The sequence below is a fragment of the Poseidonibacter antarcticus genome (assembly GCF_003667345.1).
Lineage (GTDB): Bacteria > Campylobacterota > Campylobacteria > Campylobacterales > Arcobacteraceae > Poseidonibacter > Poseidonibacter antarcticus.
In genome coordinates, this window is sequence record NZ_RCWF01000005.1 from 184,943 (window position 1) to 206,053 (window position 21,111).

The 21,111-nt window shown below is 27.9% G+C and carries 18 protein-coding genes; 17 read left to right on the forward strand and 1 reads right to left on the reverse strand.

The features are described from left to right. Window positions 1-152: 152 nt before the first annotated feature. The 17 genes from D9T19_RS08235 (at window position 153) to D9T19_RS08315 (ending at window position 20,213) form a co-directional block, all read left to right on the forward strand. On the forward strand, window positions 153-596 hold the full coding sequence (locus D9T19_RS08235; protein ID WP_121627749.1) for a deoxycytidylate deaminase: 444 nt from the start codon (window positions 153-155) through the stop codon (window positions 594-596). Continuing rightward, the gene (locus D9T19_RS08240; RefSeq protein ID WP_121627750.1) at window positions 596-1,174 is read left to right on the forward strand and encodes a class I SAM-dependent methyltransferase; all 579 of its coding nucleotides are present in this window, start codon (window positions 596-598) and stop codon (window positions 1,172-1,174) included. Before D9T19_RS08235 ends, D9T19_RS08240 begins: the two co-directional genes overlap by 1 nt. Window positions 1,175-1,236: 62 nt before the next feature. Further along, a complete protein-coding gene (locus tag D9T19_RS08245) occupies window positions 1,237-1,986 on the forward strand; it encodes a (Fe-S)-binding protein (RefSeq protein WP_121627751.1) in 750 nt (249 codons plus the stop codon). Beyond that, a complete protein-coding gene (locus D9T19_RS08250) occupies window positions 1,983-3,356 on the forward strand; it encodes a LutB/LldF family L-lactate oxidation iron-sulfur protein (protein WP_121627752.1) in 1,374 nt (457 codons plus the stop codon). The genes D9T19_RS08245 and D9T19_RS08250 overlap by 4 nt, the downstream gene beginning before the upstream one ends. Beyond that, a complete protein-coding gene (locus tag D9T19_RS08255; protein ID WP_121627753.1) occupies window positions 3,349-3,936 on the forward strand; it encodes a LutC/YkgG family protein in 588 nt (195 codons plus the stop codon). Before D9T19_RS08250 ends, D9T19_RS08255 begins: the two co-directional genes overlap by 8 nt. A gap of 375 nt (window positions 3,937-4,311) precedes the next feature. After that, window positions 4,312-6,504, forward strand: a complete 2,193-nt coding sequence (locus D9T19_RS08260) for a sensor histidine kinase (RefSeq protein ID WP_121627754.1) — start codon at window positions 4,312-4,314, stop codon at window positions 6,502-6,504. Window position 6,505: 1 nt separating this feature from the next. After that, the gene (locus tag D9T19_RS08265) at window positions 6,506-7,150 is read left to right on the forward strand and encodes a response regulator transcription factor (RefSeq protein WP_121627755.1); all 645 of its coding nucleotides are present in this window, start codon (window positions 6,506-6,508) and stop codon (window positions 7,148-7,150) included. Between the two features lie 76 nt (window positions 7,151-7,226). After that, window positions 7,227-8,291 (forward strand): TRAP transporter substrate-binding protein, encoded by a 1,065-nt coding sequence (locus D9T19_RS08270; RefSeq protein WP_121627756.1) that lies wholly within the window; start codon window positions 7,227-7,229, stop codon window positions 8,289-8,291. A gap of 140 nt (window positions 8,292-8,431) precedes the next feature. Beyond that, a complete protein-coding gene (locus D9T19_RS08275) occupies window positions 8,432-9,040 on the forward strand; it encodes a TRAP transporter small permease subunit (protein ID WP_205588702.1) in 609 nt (202 codons plus the stop codon). Beyond that, window positions 9,037-10,395 carry a TRAP transporter large permease gene (locus D9T19_RS08280; RefSeq protein ID WP_121627757.1) on the forward strand — a complete coding sequence of 453 codons (1,359 nt, stop codon included), beginning with the start codon at window positions 9,037-9,039 and terminating at the stop codon, window positions 10,393-10,395. Before D9T19_RS08275 ends, D9T19_RS08280 begins: the two co-directional genes overlap by 4 nt. 223 nt (window positions 10,396-10,618) lie before the next feature. Further along, window positions 10,619-13,459: an FAD-binding and (Fe-S)-binding domain-containing protein gene (locus tag D9T19_RS08285; RefSeq protein ID WP_121627758.1), complete on the forward strand. Its 2,841-nt coding sequence runs from the start codon at window positions 10,619-10,621 to the stop codon at window positions 13,457-13,459. 73 nt (window positions 13,460-13,532) lie between these two features. Beyond that, window positions 13,533-14,357 (forward strand): SurA N-terminal domain-containing protein, encoded by an 825-nt coding sequence (locus tag D9T19_RS08290; protein ID WP_121627759.1) that lies wholly within the window; start codon window positions 13,533-13,535, stop codon window positions 14,355-14,357. 17 nt (window positions 14,358-14,374) lie between these two features. Beyond that, the gene (gene gatB / locus D9T19_RS08295) at window positions 14,375-15,802 is read left to right on the forward strand and encodes an Asp-tRNA(Asn)/Glu-tRNA(Gln) amidotransferase subunit GatB (RefSeq protein ID WP_121627760.1); all 1,428 of its coding nucleotides are present in this window, start codon (window positions 14,375-14,377) and stop codon (window positions 15,800-15,802) included. Between the two features lie 74 nt (window positions 15,803-15,876). Next, window positions 15,877-16,776, forward strand: coding sequence for an NAD(P)H-dependent glycerol-3-phosphate dehydrogenase (locus D9T19_RS08300; RefSeq protein ID WP_121627761.1), 900 nt, complete (start codon window positions 15,877-15,879; stop codon window positions 16,774-16,776). A 29-nt stretch (window positions 16,777-16,805) separates the two neighbouring features. After that, window positions 16,806-17,786: a YhdH/YhfP family quinone oxidoreductase gene (locus tag D9T19_RS08305; protein ID WP_121627762.1), complete on the forward strand. Its 981-nt coding sequence runs from the start codon at window positions 16,806-16,808 to the stop codon at window positions 17,784-17,786. Between the two features lie 139 nt (window positions 17,787-17,925). Then, on the forward strand, window positions 17,926-19,158 hold the full coding sequence (locus D9T19_RS08310; protein ID WP_121627763.1) for a glutamate-5-semialdehyde dehydrogenase: 1,233 nt from the start codon (window positions 17,926-17,928) through the stop codon (window positions 19,156-19,158). A 5-nt stretch (window positions 19,159-19,163) separates the two neighbouring features. Further along, window positions 19,164-20,213: a phosphagen kinase gene (locus tag D9T19_RS08315; protein WP_121627764.1), complete on the forward strand. Its 1,050-nt coding sequence runs from the start codon at window positions 19,164-19,166 to the stop codon at window positions 20,211-20,213. A gap of 14 nt (window positions 20,214-20,227) precedes the next feature. On the opposite strand, the gene D9T19_RS08320 is transcribed toward D9T19_RS08315, so the two are convergent. Continuing rightward, entirely contained in the window at window positions 20,228-20,857 is a 630-nt protein-coding gene (locus D9T19_RS08320; protein ID WP_121627765.1) for a LysE family translocator, read from the reverse strand. Window positions 20,858-21,111 lie beyond the last annotated feature (254 nt).

Below are 21,111 nucleotides of genomic sequence, written 5' to 3' on the forward strand. Positions count from 1 at the left end.
TATTAGCACAATTATAATTATATTTTTATTTTTGTTAGAATAAATAAGCTTAATTTAAGACTTAAAGAATAATTCCTATCTTAATATATTGATAAAATACTAATATCAAATATCTTTAGATATAATTCCATAAAATTATATAAGGTCAAAAGATGTTAAATGATCAAAGTTTTATAAATATTGCAAAAGAGATAGCAAAAGCGTCAAAATGTGTTTCAAAACAAGTTGGTGCAGTTATAGTAAAAGATGGAAGAATTTTATCAACTGGATACAACGGAACTCCAAGTGGTTATCAAAATTGTAATGACCATTGGAATGGTAAATATACAAAAGATCATCATGATTGGTCAAAAACATATGAAATACATGCTGAAATGAATGCAATTATTTGGGCAGCAAGAAAAGGTATAAGTATAGAAGGTGGAACAATTTACGTAACGCTAGAACCTTGTAGTGAATGTTCAAAGAATTTAATTGCAAGTGGAATACAAAGAATAGTTTATGACATAGCATATGAACATACTAATTCTAAAATAATTTCTAAGTTTATTCAAGATAATAATGTAATTATAGAACAAATTGATAATTGTAAATAATGTCTAAAATCGGGTATAAAAATAATAAAGAATTTTATAAAAAAGTTATTAAAAGATATGGTATAAGCCCAAGAGGTGTTCACTGGAACTCTAAAGAATCACAATACATAAGATTCGAAATTTTAAGCAAATTTATTAAATATGATATTAAAGAAAGTGTTATAGTTGATGCAGGTTGTGGTTTTGGTGAATATTATAATTACTTATTTGACAACAATCTAAAACCAAAAATATATATTGGACTTGACTGTGAAGAAGAAATGATTAATTCTGCATCAAAAAGATTTTTAAATACAAATTTTTTTATAAAAAATATACTTGAAGATGAACTTATAAATGCTGATTATTATATTTGTAGTGGAGCTATGAATATATTAAATGAGAAAGAAGTTTTATTATTTATACAACGTTGTTATAATACATCTAATAAAGGATTTATTTTCAATTTCTTAAAACAAGACTCTTTTAATAAAGTAGAAATAAATACAGTTCTTGAATTTTGTAAAAGCCTTTGCCCAAAAATAAATATAAAAGATAATTATTTAGAAAATGATATTTCAATTTTTCTAAAAAAATAAAAATATCATACTTATTTCATATATTGAATATATAATTACATTATAATCCAAAAGGAGCATATATGAAAATAGGTCTATTTATTCCCTGTTTTATGAATGAATTATATCCCGATATCTGTAAATCAACTTATAAAATATTAAAACAACAAGGTTTGGATATTGATTATCCTTTAAATCAAACATGCTGTGGTCAGCCAATGGCAAATTCAGGTTGTTCTAAAGATATTGAAGTTTTAGCCAAACAATTTGTAAAGATATTTAAAGACTATGACTATATAGTAGCACCTAGTGGTTCTTGTGTTACAATGGTAAAAGAGCATTATGCACCATTTTTTGATAATGATAAAGACTATAATAAAGTAAAAGCATCTATTTATGAAGTATGTGAATTTTTACATGATGTAATAAAATTAGAAAATCTAAGTTTTAACTCTTCTTTCCCTTATAAAGTAGGGGTACATAACTCTTGTCATGGACATAGAGCTTTAAAACTTGCAACTGCAAGTGAATTAAATATTCCTTATGACTCAAAATTAAAAAATCTTTTACAAAAAGTAGATGGCATTGAACTTATAAATTTAAGAAGAGAAGATGAATGCTGTGGTTTTGGTGGAACATTTGCAGTACAAGAAGAAGATATATCAGTTGCAATGGGAAAAGATAGAATCAAAGATCACTTGGACTCAGAAGCAGTTGTAATGACAGGTGCTGATATGTCTTGTTTAATGCATATGGATGGAATTATAAATAGAAATAATCATCCAATAAAAGTAAAACATATTGTTCAAATCCTATTAGGAGAAGAATTATGAGTACTAAACATCCACAAAATGCAAAAGAATTTGTAGCAAACGATGAGAGAATGCATTGGCATGACCAAGCATTATGGTTTGTAAGAGAAAAAAGAGATGTAGCTTCTAAGACTATTCCTGAATGGGAAGAGTTACGAGAATTTGCAAAAAGAATCAAATCTCATACAATGGCAAACTTAGATATATATCTTGAAGAGTTTGAAAAAAATGCTAATAAAAAGGGAATTACAGTTCATTATGCAAGCGATGCAAAAGAACATAATGAAATTGCCTATAAAATCTTAAAAGAAAAAAATGTAAAAAAACTGGTTAAATCAAAATCTATGTTAACAGAAGAGTGTCACTTAAATCCATTTTTAGAAAGCAAAGGAATAGAAGTAATTGATACAGATTTAGGTGAAAGAATTGTTCAACTTAGAAATGAACCACCATCACATATTGTATTACCAGCAATTCATCTGAAAAAAATGGATGTATCAGATACATTTCATAAATACTTAGGAACCCAAAAAGGAAATGATGATCCTACTTATTTAACAAGAGCAGCACGTGCAAGTTTAAGAGAAGATTTTCTAACTGCACAAGCAGGAATGACAGGTGTTAACTTTGCAATTGCGCAAACAGGTGGTGTTGTTGTTTGTACAAATGAAGGAAATGCTGATATGGGAGCATCTGTTCCAAAACTTCATATTGCTTCAATGGGAATTGAAAAAATAATTCCAAGACTTGAAGATTTATCTGTATTTACAAGATTATTGGCACGAAGTGCAACTGGACAACCAATTACTTCTTATACTTCACATTTTCACGGGAGCGTTGAAGATGGAGAAATGCATATTATTATTGTTGATAATAAAAGAAGTGAATTCTTATCATCTGAAAAATATAAAAAAGCATTAAACTGTATTAGATGTGGTGCTTGTATGAATACTTGTCCTGTCTATAGAAGATCAGGTGGTCACTCTTATGAATATGTAATTCCTGGACCAATTGGTTCAATTTTAGGTTCAGTAAAAGAACCAGAAAAACATAATACTTTACCATTTGCTTGTACTTTATGTGGTTCTTGTACAAATGTATGTCCAGTAAAAATTGATTTAGATTCGCAACTTTATGAAAGACGTCAAGATTTAAGTGAATTAAATTTGATTGATTCAAAAAAGAAAATGGCAATGAAAGTAACCGCTTGGCTAATGTCGAAACCTAAGTTATTTGATTTTGCTGGAAAAATGGCTAGAAAGATTGTACCAAAGCTTCCAGATTCAATTGTTTATAGTAAAGCAAATACATGGGGAAAACAAAGAGATATGCCAAAAATGGCAGAAAAAAGTTTTAAAGAAATGTTTGAACAAGGAGATTTAGATGACTAGTAAAGAAAAAATATTACAAAATATTAGAAAGAATAATGTAGTTGTTGATGTAGAACTTCCTTCTTATGAAAATTTTGGGATAACTTTTGAAAATAAATTTGAGAAGTTCTCAACAATGATTGAAAGTGTCGGAGGGAAAGCTTTAGTAATTGATAAAAAAGATTTAGATGCAACTGTTAGAGAATTATATAAAGATGAAAAACAAATTGCTTCAAATGTTGAAGGTTTTACTTTAGGAAATTTTGATGCAAATGCCCATGATGATGCACATAATTTAAAAGACATAGATGTAGCAGTTGTAAAAGGTAATTTTGCAGTTGCTGAAAATGGTGCTATTTGGATGAAAAATGAAAATAATAGACATCGAGCTTTATATTTTATTGCACAAAATATTGTAATTGTAATTGATGAAAAAGAAATTGTTTCAAATATGCATGAAGCATATGAAAAAATAAATTTTGACGATATTGGATATGGAGTATTTATTTCAGGACCTTCAAAAACAGCTGATATTGAACAATCATTAGTAATTGGAGCACATGGACCAAAATCTGGTTATGTGATTTTTACAAAATCTTGATATAACGATAAAAAGTGAAATTATTTCTCTTTACTTGTAAATTCAAACAATTAATTAACAATTTATTACTAATATTCTATAAATGGTCATGAAATTAAACAAAATATTATCTTTTTTTATTTACAAACAGTCTTCTCCTACTAATTTTTCTGAATGTAATTCATATGTTTAATATGATTTGACCATTTTATTAATACCTTCAAAAAAATTTCCATTATTATCTGAAATTATTTCATAATAAATCTATTACTTGTTTATTAGTATAAAGATAAATAATTTGTGAAGTAAAAAGAAAATATATCAGTTTTCCCAATTCATAATTTAGTTATGTAATTTTTACAAAATCTTGATATAATAGCTTAACAGAGGTCTTTAATGAGAAAATTCATACTAATAAACTTACTTTTTTTTACATTTCTTTTTGCACAAAAGCCAAAAGAAGTCTTATTACTTCACTCATATCATAAAGGATATATTTGGACTGATGATATTTCTAGGACTATTGAGAAAAGATTTAAGAATTACGAGAATATAGAATTAACTACAGTTTATATGGACACAAAAAAAATTGCAAACTCCTCATACTTAGACCAACTAGCAAAACTTTATAAAAAACAATTTGAAAATAGAAATTTCGATTTAATTATTGCAAGTGATAACAGTGCTTTTGATTTTGTGATTAATTATCATACATATTTATTTGAAAATCTTCCTGTTCTTTTTTGCGGAATAAACAATTTTGACAAAGCTTTTTTAGAACAAAATTATATGAAAAAATATATGACTGGTGTTGTTGAACAAGTTGATATAGAGAAGAATTTTGAACTAATTAAACATTTACATCCAAACTTAAAGAAATTAGTAATAATAAATGATACTTCAAAAACAGGTTATGCAATAAAAAGAGATTTAAGACCTATAATAAAAAAATATAAAAATGATTTTGAAATAGAATATATTGATGATTTAGATATTAATAATATTAGTAAAAAAGTCTCAAACTTAGGTAAAGATACTGCAATTTTATTTGTATTATTATTTAAAGATACAACAGGGAAGTACTTTACTTATAAACAAAGTTTTAAAAAAATTAGAGAATCTAGTAATGTTCCAATTTATGGACTTTGGGATTTTTACTTAAATTATGGAATTGTAGGAGGACTTTTAACTTCAGCAATCGGTCAAGGTGAAGCTGTATCTAAAATGGCACTTGATGTATTAAATGGCAAAAAAATATCTGAAATACCAATATTAGAGAAATCTCCAAATGAATATATGTTTGATTATAAAGAATTAGAAAGATTTAATATAGATGTAACAAAAAATTTAAATGACTATATCATAATTAATAAACCAAGTTCTGAATATAAAGAACTAACAAAGTTCTTTATATTAGCAATACTAATTATTATGATTCTAAGTATTATAGTGTTAACTCTTCGTGCAAATATACAAAGAAGATTAAAAGTTGAACATGCATTATCAAATAGACTTGAATTTGATAAAGTTTTACTTGATACTATTCCAAATCCTCTTTATTATAAAAATATTGAAGGTAAATTTTTAGGATGTAATCTAGCTTTTGCAAATTTAGTAAATGAACATAGAGATCAAGTAATTGGCAAAACTGCATTTGATTTTTTCACAAATGAGGTTGCATCAAAAAACACGATAATTGATAAAGAATTATTAGAAACCTTTTCAACATCCACATCTGAATTTACCTATTACTCACCTTCAAATCAAATGAAACATATAATTTTAAATAAAGCAGTCTACAAAAATATTGATGGAAGTGTTGGTGGTATTGTTTGTATTATGGATGATATTACAGAACGTATTCAACAAAAACAATTTTTGATTCAACAAAGTAAATTAGCAGAAATGGGTGATATGATAGCAGCAATTGCTCATCAATGGAATGAACCATTAGTTGAACTTTCAGCTCTTGTTCAAGATATACAAACATCATATTTATTAAAAGAATTGAAAGATATAGAAGTTAATGATTTTGTAAATGATTCTATGGTTCAAATTAAATATATGTCAAGAACACTAAATGATTTTAGAAACTTTTTAAAACCATCAACAAAGAAAAAGCTATTTTCAATATCTAAAGCTTTAAGTGATATTAATGAAATTATAGGAAAACAAGTGTTTTATTCAAATATTGAAATGACTTTTAATTATATAAATGAAAATGAAGAACTTTTAATATACGGCTATGAGAATGAATTTAAACAAGTTTTATTAAACTTAATAAATAATGCAAAAAATAAAATTATCCAAAAACATTCAGATAATAATCACAAAGGAAATATAATCATAAATATCAAAAGGACAACAAATCATAATATAATAGAAATTATTGATGATGCAGGTAAAATTGATGAAAATATTATACACTCAATTTTTCAGCCTTATTTTACAACTAAAAATAATGGGACAGGATTAGGACTTTATATGGCAAAAGTAATTATTGAAGATAAAATGAGGGGAACTATAAGAGTGAGAAATGAAGATGATAATGTAATTTTTACAATTAAACTACCTCATAAAAAGGCTTAAGATGAAGATTCTGCTACTAGAAGATAATAAAAAGTTAAATGATACTATTAGTAAAAGATTAAGACTTAAAGACTACAAAGTTCAATCATGTTTAGATGGAGCAGAAGCCTTGGAAAGAATCGCTGATGGCTATAGTTGTTTTATATTAGATATAAATGTCCCAAATGTTGATGGAATTAAAATTCTTAAAAAAATAAGAGAATATTACAAAGAGATACCAGTGATTATCATATCAGCTAGTGTAGAACTTGATGATATCAAACAATCATATGATTTTGGTTGTAATGATTATCTAAAAAAACCTTTTTTTATTGATGAATTAGAGATCAAAATAGAAAAACTTTGTAAAATACAAGATAACTTAATCTATTTTGATACAAATTGTTATTTTGATTATAAATCATCTTTAATTGTAATAAATAAAAAAGAACAAAGATTAACCAAAAAAGAAAGACTACTGTTAAATCTTTTTTTAACAAAAAAAAATCAAGTTTTATCATATCAAGTAATAGAAAATTACGTTTGGGAAGGAAGTTTTGCATCATTAGAATCTATTAGAAGTTTAATAAGACGATTAAGAAAGATTCTATCTAATGACTATATCCAAACTGTAGTTGATACTGGATATATATTTAAAAATATTTAATAGTAGTAAAAATATCATATAATTATCACATGGTATTGTTAAACTTGTTAGATAACAAATCTAAGGAGAAATGATAATGTTAAAAACTACTACAAAACTACTTGTTACAACAGCTCTATTGGCTGGTCTTGCAACTACAGCTAATGCTGCAAAGACTTATAAATGGAAGCTAGCAACTACATGGGGTTCAACATTAACTCCATTTATTGACTCACCTAATAATATGGCGAAACTAGTTGAAGAAATGTCAGATGGGCAATTCAAAATTAGAGTTGATGCTGCAAATAAGCATAAAGCTGCTTTTGGTATTCTAGATATGGTTAAAGGTGGTCAATATGATATGGGTCACTCTGCATCATATTATTGGAAAGGTAAAGATATTGATACTTTACCTTTTACAACAATGCCATTTGGTATGACTGCACCTGAGCAGTATGCATGGTTCTACTACGGTGGTGGTTTAGAATTAATGCAAAAAGCATATAAAAAACATAAGGTTTTATCTTTCCCTGGTGGAAACACAGGAAATCAAATGGGTGGTTGGTTCAGAAAAGAAATCAAATCACTTGATGATTTAAAAGGTCTTAAAATGAGAATTCCTGGTTTTGCAGGAGAAGTTATGGCTAAACTTGGTGTTCAAGTTACAAATATTGCTCCAGGTGAATTATATACTTCACTTGAACGAAGTACTATTGATGCATTAGAATGGGTAGGCCCTGGAATGGACATCAAAATGGGATTCCATAAAATTGCACCTTATTATTATACAGGTTGGCATGAACCAGCGACAGAATTACAATTTTTGGTAAATAAAAAATCTTATAATAAATTACCAAAACATTTACAACAAATTTTACTTACAGCTATGAAAGTAAGTTCTTATGATATGTATATCCAAAATTATCATATGAGTAGTGAAGCTTGGTCAACAATGACAAGTGAATTCCCAAATATTAAAATTAAAACTTTCCCAAAACCAGTAATGGATGCTATGAAGAAAGCAAATAAAGAGCTATTAGTTGAAAAAGCTAAAGATCATCCTTTATTAAAAGAAGTTTTAGATTCTCAAGCAGCTTATCAAAAGAAAGCTAGAGAATGGACAAAAATGTCTGACTATTTATACTTAAAAGACAACTTATAATATTTAATTTCTAACCCTTTATAAAGGGTTAGAAAACTTAATTAAAACTAATTTAAAACTATATATAGATATAATAAGTTTACTAAATGTATAAAATACTACGTTTACTTAACTTATTGTAAATTTCAAAAAGGATTATTATGCTGTTAAAACTAGAGCGCGGTTTTGATAAATTTGCCAATATTGTAGGGGCTTTTACTGCAATCGTAATGGTATTAATGATTTTAAATGTATCTTATGATGTTGTAATGAGATATTTTTTTAGATCAGGAAGTATTGCTATGCAAGAGATGGAATGGCATCTATTCTCTGTAATTATTCTATTAGGTATTTCTTATACCTTAAAAGAAGATGCACATGTTAGAGTTGACTTAATCTACGATAGATTAACTGAAAAGAAAAAAGCAAGAATAAATATGATTGGGGCGATTTTATTTATTTTGCCAGTTGCTTTATTAATAGGTATTGAATCAATACCTTATGTTGTAGAAGCTTATAACTCAAATGAGCAAAGTGGTGATCCAGGTGGACTTACAAATAGATGGATTGTAAAATCTCTTATACCTATGTCATTTTTCTTCCTTATTATTACAACAATTGGTTTTTTCATAAAAAATCTAAATGTATATAAAGGTAATCATCCTACAGAAAAAGGTCACATAAAAAATGAAATTGATAATTTAAAAAGTCAATTAAATGAACATAAACATCATATAGTTGATATTGATGAAAAAGGAGAAAACAAATGATTGGTATTCTTATGTTCTTTGCTGCACTAGGAATGTTACTATTTGGTTTTCCAGTAGCATTTACTTTTGCAGCAGTTTCTTTACTTTTTGGAATAATTGCAGGAATCGTTGAGATTGGTTTTGATGATGGATTTATGAGTATTTTTGAAGGTATAGAAGAGGGTCTTTCTATGTTTGATTTTATGCCTTATAGAATAATGTCAATAATGCAAAATACTATCTTAATGGCTGTACCTATGTTTATTTTTATGGGTATTATTTTACAAAAAACTGGACTTGCTGAAAAACTTTTAGAATCTATGGGATTCTTATTTGGTGAAATCAGAGGTGGAGTTGCAATTTCAACTGTTTTAGTAGGAAGTTTATTAGCAGCATCTACAGGTGTTGTTGGAGCATCAGTTGTTGCAATGGGAGTTATTTCACTTCCTGTTATGATGAAATACAAATACAATGTTCCATTAGCAACAGGTACTATTTGTGCTTCTGGAACATTAGGACAAATCATTCCACCATCTATTGTTTTAATCATCCTAGGAGATGTTTTCCAAGTACCAGTTGGTGATTTATTCCAAGCAGCTATTGGACCAGGTCTTGCACTTATTGCTGCATATATCTTATTTATTTTAATTATTTCATATTTCAAAAAAGATATGGCACCAGCTATTCCAAAAGATGAATCAAGAGGTTCTAAGAAAAAACAAGTAATGGTTGCATTAATGGCAATTATTCCTTCACTTACTCTTATAATTATGGTTTTAGGTTCAATTTTTGCAGGAGTTGCAACACCAACGGAATCTTCAGCAGTAGGGTGTATTGGAGCAGTATTCTTAGCAATTGCATATAGAAGTTTTTCATTTGATATGGTAAAAGAAGCAGCTTTTGAATCAGTAAAAATTACTTCAATGGTATTTGGTATCTTAATTGGTGCAACAGCATTCTCTATGGTATTTACTTATACAGGTGGAGATGAATTAGTTGAACACTTTATGATGAACTTACCTGGTGATGAAAAATTTGCATTTATTTTATTCACAATGTTAGCAATTTTTGTTTTAGGATTCTTTATTGATTTCGTTGAGATATCATATATTATTGTTCCTATTCTTGTTCCTATTGCAATGAATTTAGATATAAATCCTGTTTGGTTTGCAATATTAATTGCAATGAATTTACAAACATCTTTTTTAACACCACCATTTGGGTTCTCCCTTTTCTATCTAAAAGGTGTTGTTCCAAGTAGTGTAAGAACAATTGATATTTATAAAGGTGTGTTACCATTTATTTTTATTCAAGTAACTGTTTTAGTATTATTAGTATTTTATCCAGAACTATTTGGAATAAGTGCTAGTTCATAACTTATAGTAAAAGGCGCTCGCCTTTTACATAAAATCAATAAGAGAAGTAAAATGAAAGATAAAAGTTATTTTAAATTAATCAGTAATATTATTTTTAAAATAAAAGATAAAATGTTTGCTTTTATTTATGATAAACAACAAAGAATATATACAGTACCAAGACTAGAGTAATATTAATCCTTTTTTTTCATATAGCAAATATAATAAACTTAAAGGATATAAAATGTTAGACGGTAAATATTTAAATTTTTATAATCAAATTTCAAAGAAAATTTCAGTTGATAATATTTTCACTGATAAATTACATACACTAGCTTATGGAACTGATGCATCTTTTTATAGATTAATTCCAAAAATTGTAATCAAAACTGATAATTCAAAAGAAGTTCAAGATATTATTGAATTAGCAAATGAATTAGAATTAAGTATTACATTTAGAGCAGCTGGTACTTCACTTTCAGGTCAAGCAATTTCAGATTCAATTTTGATAGTAACTTCAAGAAAGTTCACAGATTTTAAAATATCTGAAGATAAAAGCTATATCTCATTACAACCAGCATTAACAGGTGCGCAAGTAAATAATCTCCTTGCTCCATATTCAAAAAAAATTGGTCCAGATCCTGCAAGTATCAACGCTGCTATGATTGGTGGAATTGCTGCGAATAATGCATCTGGAATGTGTTGTGGTGTTTCTCAAAATTCATATAAAACATTAAAATCAATGAAACTAATCTTTTCTGATGGAACAAAACTAGATACAGGATGTACTGAAAGTAAAAATGCTTTTAAACAATCTCATGGGAAATTTTTAAAAGACTTAAAAGAGTTCTCACAAAGTACAAAAGATAATGAAGAGTTAAGAGCAAAAATTGAGCGAAAATTCAAAATCAAAAATACATGTGGTTACTCATTAAATTCTTTAATTGATTTTGATGATGAATTTGAAATTTTAGAACACTTAATCATTGGTAGTGAAGGGACTTTAGCATTTATTGAAGAAATTACTTACTATACAGTTGAAGATTTAAAAGATAAGGCAACAGCTTTAATCTATTTTAAAAATATGGAAGAAGCTTGTACTGCTGTTGTAAAATTGAAATTAGCACGTGATGAAAAAACTATTATTGTTGATGCTGCTGAGTTAATGGATAGAGCAGCTCTTGCAAGTATTGAAAATGATCCAGCTATGCCTGATTTTATTAAAGATTTTGATGAGAATATTACAGCTTTATTAATTGAAACAAGAGCAAAATCAGCAAAACAACTTGATATACAAACTGCACAAATTCAAGAACAACTTAAAGAGTTTGATGTTGTAAGAGATATTTACTTTACAAAAGATGTAGCTGAATATACACTTTATTGGAAAATTAGAAAAGGTTTATTCCCAGCTGTTGGAGCCGTTCGAGAAACTGGAACAACTGTAATTATTGAAGATGTTGCTTATCCAATTGAATGTCTTGCCCAAGCTGCATTAGAATTACAAGATTTATTTAAAAAGCACGGATATACTGAAGCTTTAATCTTTGGACATGCACTTGAAGGAAACTTCCACTTTGTATTTACTCAAGATTTCTCAGATGTAAAAGAGATTAAAAGATATGATGAGTTTATGAATGATGTTGTAAATTCAGTTGCTGTTAAATACCAAGGAAGCTTAAAAGCAGAACATGGAACAGGTCGAAATATGGCTGCATTCATTGAAGTTGAATGGGGAAATGATGCCTATGTTATGATGAAAAAAATCAAATGTTTATTTGATCCAAAAGGTTTATTAAATCCAGGTGTTATTATAAATGATGACCAAGAAGCTCACTTGAAAAATCTAAAAGCAATGCCAGCAACTAATGAAATTGTCGATAAATGTATTGAGTGTGGATTTTGTGAACCTTCTTGTCCATCAAATGATTTAAGTTTAACACCAAGACAAAGAATTGTAATAAACAGAGAAATTTCAAGACTAGAAAGATTAGGTGAAGACAAAGAAGCTAAAGAATATAGAGATTTATATCAATATGATGGAATAGAAACGTGTGCAACTTGTTCACTTTGTTCATCAGCTTGTCCTGTAAAAATTGATACAGGAAGTTTAACTAAGCATTTAAGAGCTGAACAATTAAGCCCAAGTGCAAAAAAAGTAGCAAATTTTGTAGCAAATAACTTCTCGATGACTTTAACAAGTATGAAGTTTGGGTTAGGTGGAGCTAATATGGTTCATAAATTATTAGGAACAGCTAGTATGGAAAGTATTTCTTCAACTATGAGAGATTTTTCTAAAAACAAAATTGCTAAATGGGATGCAACATTACCAAAACCTATTACTATTGATACTAATTTTGAACAAAAAGTTTTAAGTAAAAAAGTAGTTTATTTCCCATCATGTATAAATAGAACAATGGGATTAAGTGCGATTAGTAAAGAAGAAAAACAATTATTTGATGTAACTGTTGAATTATTACAAAAAGCTGGTTACCAAATAATTTTCCCAGAAGATTTACCTAACCTTTGTTGTGGAATGCCATTTTCATCAAAAGGATTTAATGAAGCTGGAAATGCTAAATCAAGTCAATTAGAAAAAGCTCTAATCAAAGCTACAAATAATGGAGAATATCCAGTTCTTTGTGATATGAGTCCTTGTACAAAAACAATGGTTGAGAAATTTAAAAGTAATATAAAACTTTATGAACCAATCGAATTTGCCCTTGATTTTTTATCTAATGATTTAGAATTTACACCAATAAATGAACCTATTACAATTCATACGACATGTAGTTCAAGAAAAATGGGATTAGAGGACAAATTTAAACAATTAGCATTAATGTGTTCAACAGATGTAATTATTCCACCTGATGTAAAATGTTGTGGTTTCGCAGGGGATAGAGGGTTTAATTATCCTGAATTAAATGAATCAGCATTAAGAGATTTACCAAAAAGTATTAAAAATGCTAAATATGCATTTTCTACTTCAAAAACATGTGAAATTGGATTATCAGAACACTCAGGTTTAGATTATAATTCAATATTTTATCTTATAAATAGATGTACAAAAGCAAAAAATATTTAATTCTTTTTTTGTCAAAACAGATATTTACCATTATTTAGGTAAAATGTCTGTTTTAATAAACAAAGGAATTATAATGTATAAATTTTTATTAGCATTCTTATTTAGTTCGACTTTATCATTTGCTGGAATAATAAATGGTATTGCACTTACTGTAAATGATGACCCAATTACACTTTATGATATTGACCAAGCAATGGTTAATAAAAATATTGATAAAAATCAAGCAGTTGGTTTATTAGTTGATGAAGTATTATATAAACAATTAATTAAAAAATATAATATTTCTGTAGATATTTTTGATGTCAACACATATATCGAAAAACTTGCCGCATCAAATAACATGGATCTTTTAACATTTAAATCTATTGTAAGACAAAAATATCCAGATTATAGTATATTCGAAGCAGAAGCTAAAACAATTGTAACTAGACAAAAACTAATTAAAAAATTAGTTCAAGGTCAATTAAAAATAGCATCAGAAGAAGATGTTAAATTATATTATGAGAATAATAAAAAGAAATACCTAACTTCTAAAACAGTAGAAGTAGTTCAATATACATCAACTAAAAAGCCTTCTTTATTAGCTACGATTAAAAGTCCACTAGCTCAAGCTGCTGATGTACAAAGAACTCCTTTACAACTTAGCATAAAAGAATTAAACCCACAAATGCAGTATCTTTTAAATAATACTGCTGTAAACGCTTTTACACCCGTATTCATAGCAAATAAGATGTATACAGCACTTTTTATTATTAAAAAAGAAGGAACTGATATATTAGACTTTGAAGTAGTAAAAAATAAAGTATTTAATGAAGTAATGGCATTAAGAGAAAAAAAATATTTAAAAGATTTTTTTGAAAAACAAAAATTAACAGCTGATATAAAAATATTAAGATAATTAGAAAAAGGAAATAGATGTTTGAAGTAATTATAGGTTTAGAAGTACACGTACAGTTAAATACAAAGTCTAAACTATTTTGTTCTTGTCCAACAAGTTTTGGTGAAGAACCAAATACAAATGTATGTCCAACTTGTTTAGGACTACCAGGAGCGCTTCCTGTTTTAAATAAAGAAGCAGTTTACAAAGCAATTATGTTAGGTACTGCACTTAAATCAAAAATTAATCAAAAATCAATATTTAATAGGAAAAATTATTTCTATCCTGATTTACCAAATGGTTATCAAATCTCTCAATTTGAAGTTCCTATTGTAGGACTTGGAGAATTGGTAATTGATTTTCCAGATGGAAGACAAAAAACTATTGGTGTTACAAGAGCTCACTTAGAAAATGATGCAGGAAAAAGTATTCATACATCATCAGGTTCACAAGTTGATTTAAATAGAACAGGAACTCCTTTACTTGAAATTGTTTCAGAACCAGATATGAGATCTGCTGAAGAAGCTATTTTATATCTTAAAAAACTTCACTCAATTGTAAGATATATCGGAATTTCAGATGCAAATATGCAAGAAGGTTCATTTAGAGCAGATGTAAATGTATCTATTAGACCAAAAGGTGCAACAAATTTAAATACTAGATGTGAAATCAAAAATATGAACTCATTTAAGTTCATTGAAAAAGCAATTCATTATGAAGTAAATAGACATATTGAAGCTTGGGAAGATGGTATTCATGATACTGAAATTGTTCAAGAAACTAGACTTTTTGATGCAGATGCTGGTGAAACTAGATCAATGAGAGGAAAAGAAGATGCTGCTGATTACAGATATTTTCCAGATCCTGATTTACTTCCTGTAATAATTACAGATGAAATGTTAGAAAAATACTCTAAAATTCCTGAACTTCCAGATGAGAAAAAAGCAAGATTTATAAAAGACTTTGGTCTTAAAGAATATGATGCATCAGTTATCACAAGCTCACTTGAAACTGCAAACTTCTTTGATGAAATGATGAAAGAAGGAATCACAGGTAAGAATGCAACAACATGGTTAACAGTTGAATTACCATCAAGATTTAAAGAAGGTGTTTCAATTGAAAATTCACCTGTTGGAGCTAAAAAATTAGCAACAATGATTAAAGCAATCGAAGATGGAACAATTTCAGGAAAAGCAGCAAAAGAAGTACTTGATTATCTAATGGAAAATCCAGATGAAGAAATTGATACTGTAATTGAAAAACTTGGATTAAAACAAGTATCTGATGATGGTGCAATTTTAGAAATTATTGATGCTATCATTGCTTCAAATGAAGATAAAGTAGAACAATATAAAGCAGGAAAAGATAAATTATTTGGATTCTTTGTAGGTCAAACTATGAAAGCATCTAAAGGTACTGCAAATCCTGCTAAAGTAAATGAACTTTTAAAACAAAGACTTTCTTAAAACAATAAATAGGATCTTAAAAGATTCTATTTATATTTCCTAAACTAAATCTAAATACAGGAGGATTACAAAAGATGAGTAATAAACCTAAAATTGCTGTAATAGGTGCTGGTAAATGGGGTCAAGCACTTCACTTTGCACTTTCTAAAAATCAAGAGACTTTTATCACTTCTCGGACTCCACGAAATATAAAAAACTTTATAGATTTAAAAACAGCTCTTAATTGTGATTATCTAGTAATCGCTATTCCAGCACAACAATTAAAACAGTGGTTAAAAGAGAATTTTGAATTTAAAAATCAAAAAATCCTAGTTGCTTCAAAAGGTATTGAAGCAACTACTGGTGAATTTCTAAATGAAATTTATGCAGATTATGTACCTGAAAAAAATATCGGTTTTATTTCAGGACCTTCATTTGCTGCTGAAGTAATCCAAGGTCTTCCTTGTGCTTTAGTTTTAAATTCTACTTCAAAAAAACTTTACCATGAATTTAAACCCTTCTTTCCAGACTTTATTAAGACTTATTATAGCACTGATGTAATTGGAGCTGAAGTCGCTGGTGCATATAAAAATGTACTTGCAATTGCAAGTGGCATTTGTGAGGGCTTAAATCTAGGGAAAAATGCACAAGCATCTTTAATCGCAAGAGGTTTAGTTGAAATGCAGAGATTTGGTAAGCATTTTGGTGCTAAAAAATCATCATTTATTGGATTAAGTGGAGCTGGGGATTTATTTTTGACGGCTAGTTCTAATATGAGTAGAAATTATCGGGTTGGATTAGGACTTGCAGAAAATAAAAAATTACAAGAAATATTAGAAGAATTAGGAGAAGTTGCTGAAGGTGTAAAAACATCAGAAGCAATTCATAAATTATCAAAAGAATTTAATATTTATACACCAATAGCAAACGAAGTTAAACTAATACTTGATGGTAAAAATCCTAAAGATAGTTTAAAAGATTTATTAAACTCTTAATATAAGTAAATAAATTAAAAGGAATTTTCATGAAAGCATTTGTAGTAAAAAAAATAGCGGATAGAGAGTTTGAAGCTGATATACAAGAAGTAGAAATACCTAAATGTGCAGATGATGAAATTGTTATAAAAGTATCTTATTCCTCATTAAATTATAAAGATGCATTAAGTTCTGTGGGAAATCCAGGAGTTACTAAAAATTTTCCACATATTACAGGAATTGATGTAGCTGGTGTTGTATATGAATCCACTTCTAAAATATTTAAAGCAGGTGAGCGTGTACTTGTAACAGGTTATGATATGGGAATGAATACAAATGGAGGACACGCTGAATTTGTAAAAGTACCAGCTTTATGGGTAGCTAGAATTCCTGATTCTATAACAGATAAAGAAATAATGACTTTTGGAACAGCAGGATTAACTGCAGCTTTAAGTATAAATGAATTAATAGAAAATGGTGTGAAGCCAGAAGATGGAGAAATTCTCGTAACAGGAGCAACAGGAGGAGTAGGTTCTATTGCTGTTTCGATTTTAAGTAAAATCGGATTTTCTGTAGTTGCAATTTCTGGGAAAGAAGAAAAAATAGATTATTTAAAAAATATTGGTGCTAAAGAAGTTATACTTAGAAATATTTTTAATGAAGAATCTAAAAAAACAATGATGAACGAAAGATATGCAGGAGTAATAGATACTGTTGGTGGTGAAATATTAGCAAATGCATTAAAATACATAAAATATGATGGAGTTGCAACTTGTTGTGGACTTTCATCTTCTCATGAATTAAATACAAATGTATTCCCTTTTATTTTAAGAGGTATACGATTAATAGGTATTGATTCAGTTGAATGTAAACTTGAAAAGAAACAGGCAGCTTGGGAAAAAATTGCAAGTAGATGGAAAATCACTACTTTAGATAACATTACAAATGAAATTTCATTAGATGAAATTAAAAATGCATATAAATTATTATTAGCAGGAAGAGCAGTAGGAAGATATGTAGTTAAGATATAAGAGAAACTCTCTCTTTATATTTTAACTACATATTAAATCTTAGTCCTTTATTAATCTACATTAATATCTAATACTCCAAATTATTAATTAAAATAAATTCGCTATAATTAAAATAATAAAAGAAATATAGGAATAAACTATGCAACAATTTTTAGAAGAGGCAAAAAAAACAAGCCGAACTATTGCAAACCTTGACGCACATACTAAAAACAAGGTTTTAAGAGAAATGGCAGATGCGCTTATTGCACACTGTGATTATATAATAGAACATAATAATAAAGATATGAAAGAAGGAAAAATAAATAAATTAAGTAGTGCGCTACTTGATAGATTATTATTAACAGGACAAAGAGTTGAAGATATGGCTTTAGCCATTAGACAAATAGCAGATCAAAAAGAACCAGTTGGACGAACTTTAGAAGGTTGGATTACAGAAGATGGTTTAGATATTAAAAAAATATCAGTACCAATTGGTGTAATTGGTATTATTTATGAAAGTCGTCCAAATGTTACAAGTGATACAGCAGCACTTTGCTTTAAAAGTGGGAATGTTTGTGTTTTAAAAGGTGGGAAAGAAGCTGAATACTCAAATAAAGCAATTGCAAATATTTTAAGACAAGTACTAGCAAAAAATAAATTACCTGAACAAGCTATTTCATTATTACCTGATTCTTCAAGAGAAGGTGTTGCTAAACTTATCAAAGAAGATAAATATGTAGATTTAATAATTCCAAGAGGTGGAGAAGCACTAATCAAATATATAAGCCAAAATTCTTCAATTCCAGTTATTAAACATGATAAAGGTTTATGTCATATTTTTGTAGATAAACATGCAGCACATAACAGAATTATAGATATTGCAATTAATGCAAAATGTCAAAGACCAGGTGTTTGTAATGCTATGGAAACTCTTTTAATACATGAAGAAATTGCAGCTTATATTCTTCCAGGATTATACGATGCATTTATAGAAAAAGGAACACTTCTTAAAGGTTGTGAAGAAACAGCTAAGTATATAAATGTAAAAATTGCAACAGATGAAGATTATAATACAGAATATCTAGCAAATATTTTAAATATAAAAGTAGTTAAAAATGTAGATGAAGCAATTGAGCATATTGCAAAATATGGTTCAGGTCACTCTGAGTCTATTTTAAGTGAAAACTATACTGCTGTAAATAAATTCTTAGATCAAGTAGATGCAGCTTGTGTATATGCAAATGCAAGTACAAGATTTACAGATGGTGGTGCATTTGGTTTAGGTGCGGAAGTAGGAATTTCTACAAATAAACTTCACTCAAGAGGTCCAATGGGAATCAATGATTTAACAACATTTAAATACAAAATCTATGGACAAGGTCAAGTAAGATAATTAATATGAATAAAGCTAATAAATACCCGAATTTCCCAAGTGATTGTAAATCATTATTATCGAAATATTTAACAAAAGAAGTTTTTGAAGAGTTAAAAGATAAAACAACTCCATGGGGTTTTACTTTAAATGATGCAATTGCTTCAGGAGTTCAAAATAGTGATAGTGGAATTGGTGTTTATGCGGGAGATATTGAATCTTATTCAATATTTTCATCACTTTTTGATCCAATTATTAAAGAGTATCATGGCTTTGAAAAAAAAAATTTACATATTAGTAATTTAAATGCAGATGATTTAAATGCACCAAATCCAGACCCTGAAAATAAATATATTCTTTCTACAAGAATTAGAGTAGGAAGAAATATTGCAAATATTCCACTAGGACCTGCAATTAGTCAAGAACAAAGAAATGAAGTTGAGAATCAAGCATCTAAAGCTTTAACTAGCCTTGAAGATAAACTTCAAGGAAAATACTATCCATTAGATGGAATGAGTGAAGAAGTTGCTCATAAGCTAATTGAAGATCATTTTTTATTCAAAGCAGGTGATAGGTTTTTAGAAGCTGCTGGACTTAATAGACAATGGCCAAAGGGAAGAGGTATTTATCATAATGATGAAAAAACTTTTTTAGTTTGGGTTAATGAAGAAGACCAATTAAGAATAATATCAATGCAAAAAGGTGGAGATATTAAAGAGGTTTTCCAAAGATTAACAAGTGCAATTTCAAAAATAGAAGAAAAAATAGAATTTTCATATAATAAACACCTAGGATATATTACAAGTTGCCCTACAAATTTAGGAACAGCTTTAAGAGCTAGCGTACATATAAAAGTCCCAAATTTAGCAAATGATTATAAAAAATTTGAAAAAATTACAAATAAATATCATTTACAAATTAGAGGAATAAATGGTGAACATTCACAAAGTCTTGGTGGAGTTTATGATATTTCTAATAAAAGAAGATTAGGCGTAACAGAAGTTCAATGCGTACAAGATATGTATGATGGTGTTGTTGAACTAATTAAGGTAGAAAAAGACTTAGAAACTAAATAAAAAGATTACTAGTTCTATCGTTGCGATAGAGCTAGTTTTATTCCAAGACCAACTAATACAGTTGAAGTCATAATATTCATATATTTTACAATTTTTGGATTACTTTGTAATCTAGAACTTAAAATATTTGCTGCAATTCCAATACCAGAAAATACAATAACTGTCATAATCATAAATATAATTCCTAAAGTAATCATTTGCATTGGTACATTTCCTGTTTGTGTATTTACAAACTGTGGTAGAAATGCTAAGAAAAAGATTGAAACTTTTGGATTTAATATATTCATAATAAAGCCTTTTACAAATAACTTTTTTAATTGTGAACTAGAATTTTCCACATTTAAATCTAAAGGAAGATTTCTATATTTGAAAGCTTGATATCCAATATAAAGTAAATAAGCCGCACCCGCATATTTTACAATATTAAAAGCCAATTCCGATGTTTTAAATATTACAGAAATTCCTAATGCCGCTGCACTTGTATGAATAATCAAACCTGAACAAAGTCCAAGAGTAGTAATTATTGCTGCTTTTTTACTTTTTGTCATTCCTTGTGTTAATACATAAATATTATCTGGACCAGGTGCTAAACATAATAAAAATGCGGCTCCAATAAAAAGTAAAAGTTGTGTTAATTCAATCAATTTTAGACCTTTGTTATTATTTTATACTATTTTTAGTATTTATTTTGCTTTGTGTAGTTTATCATTTTTTATTTTTGTATTTATTAAAGTACTTTTAGCAATATCTGGATTGTGTAGATTTTAAATTTTTGTTATACTTCTTTAAAATATTAGAAATATCATAAAAAAGAAGGTTATAAAATGAACTATATATCAAACGCAAACCTAAAAGAAGCAGATGCAGAAGTATTCGAAATTTGTGAAAACGAATTAGA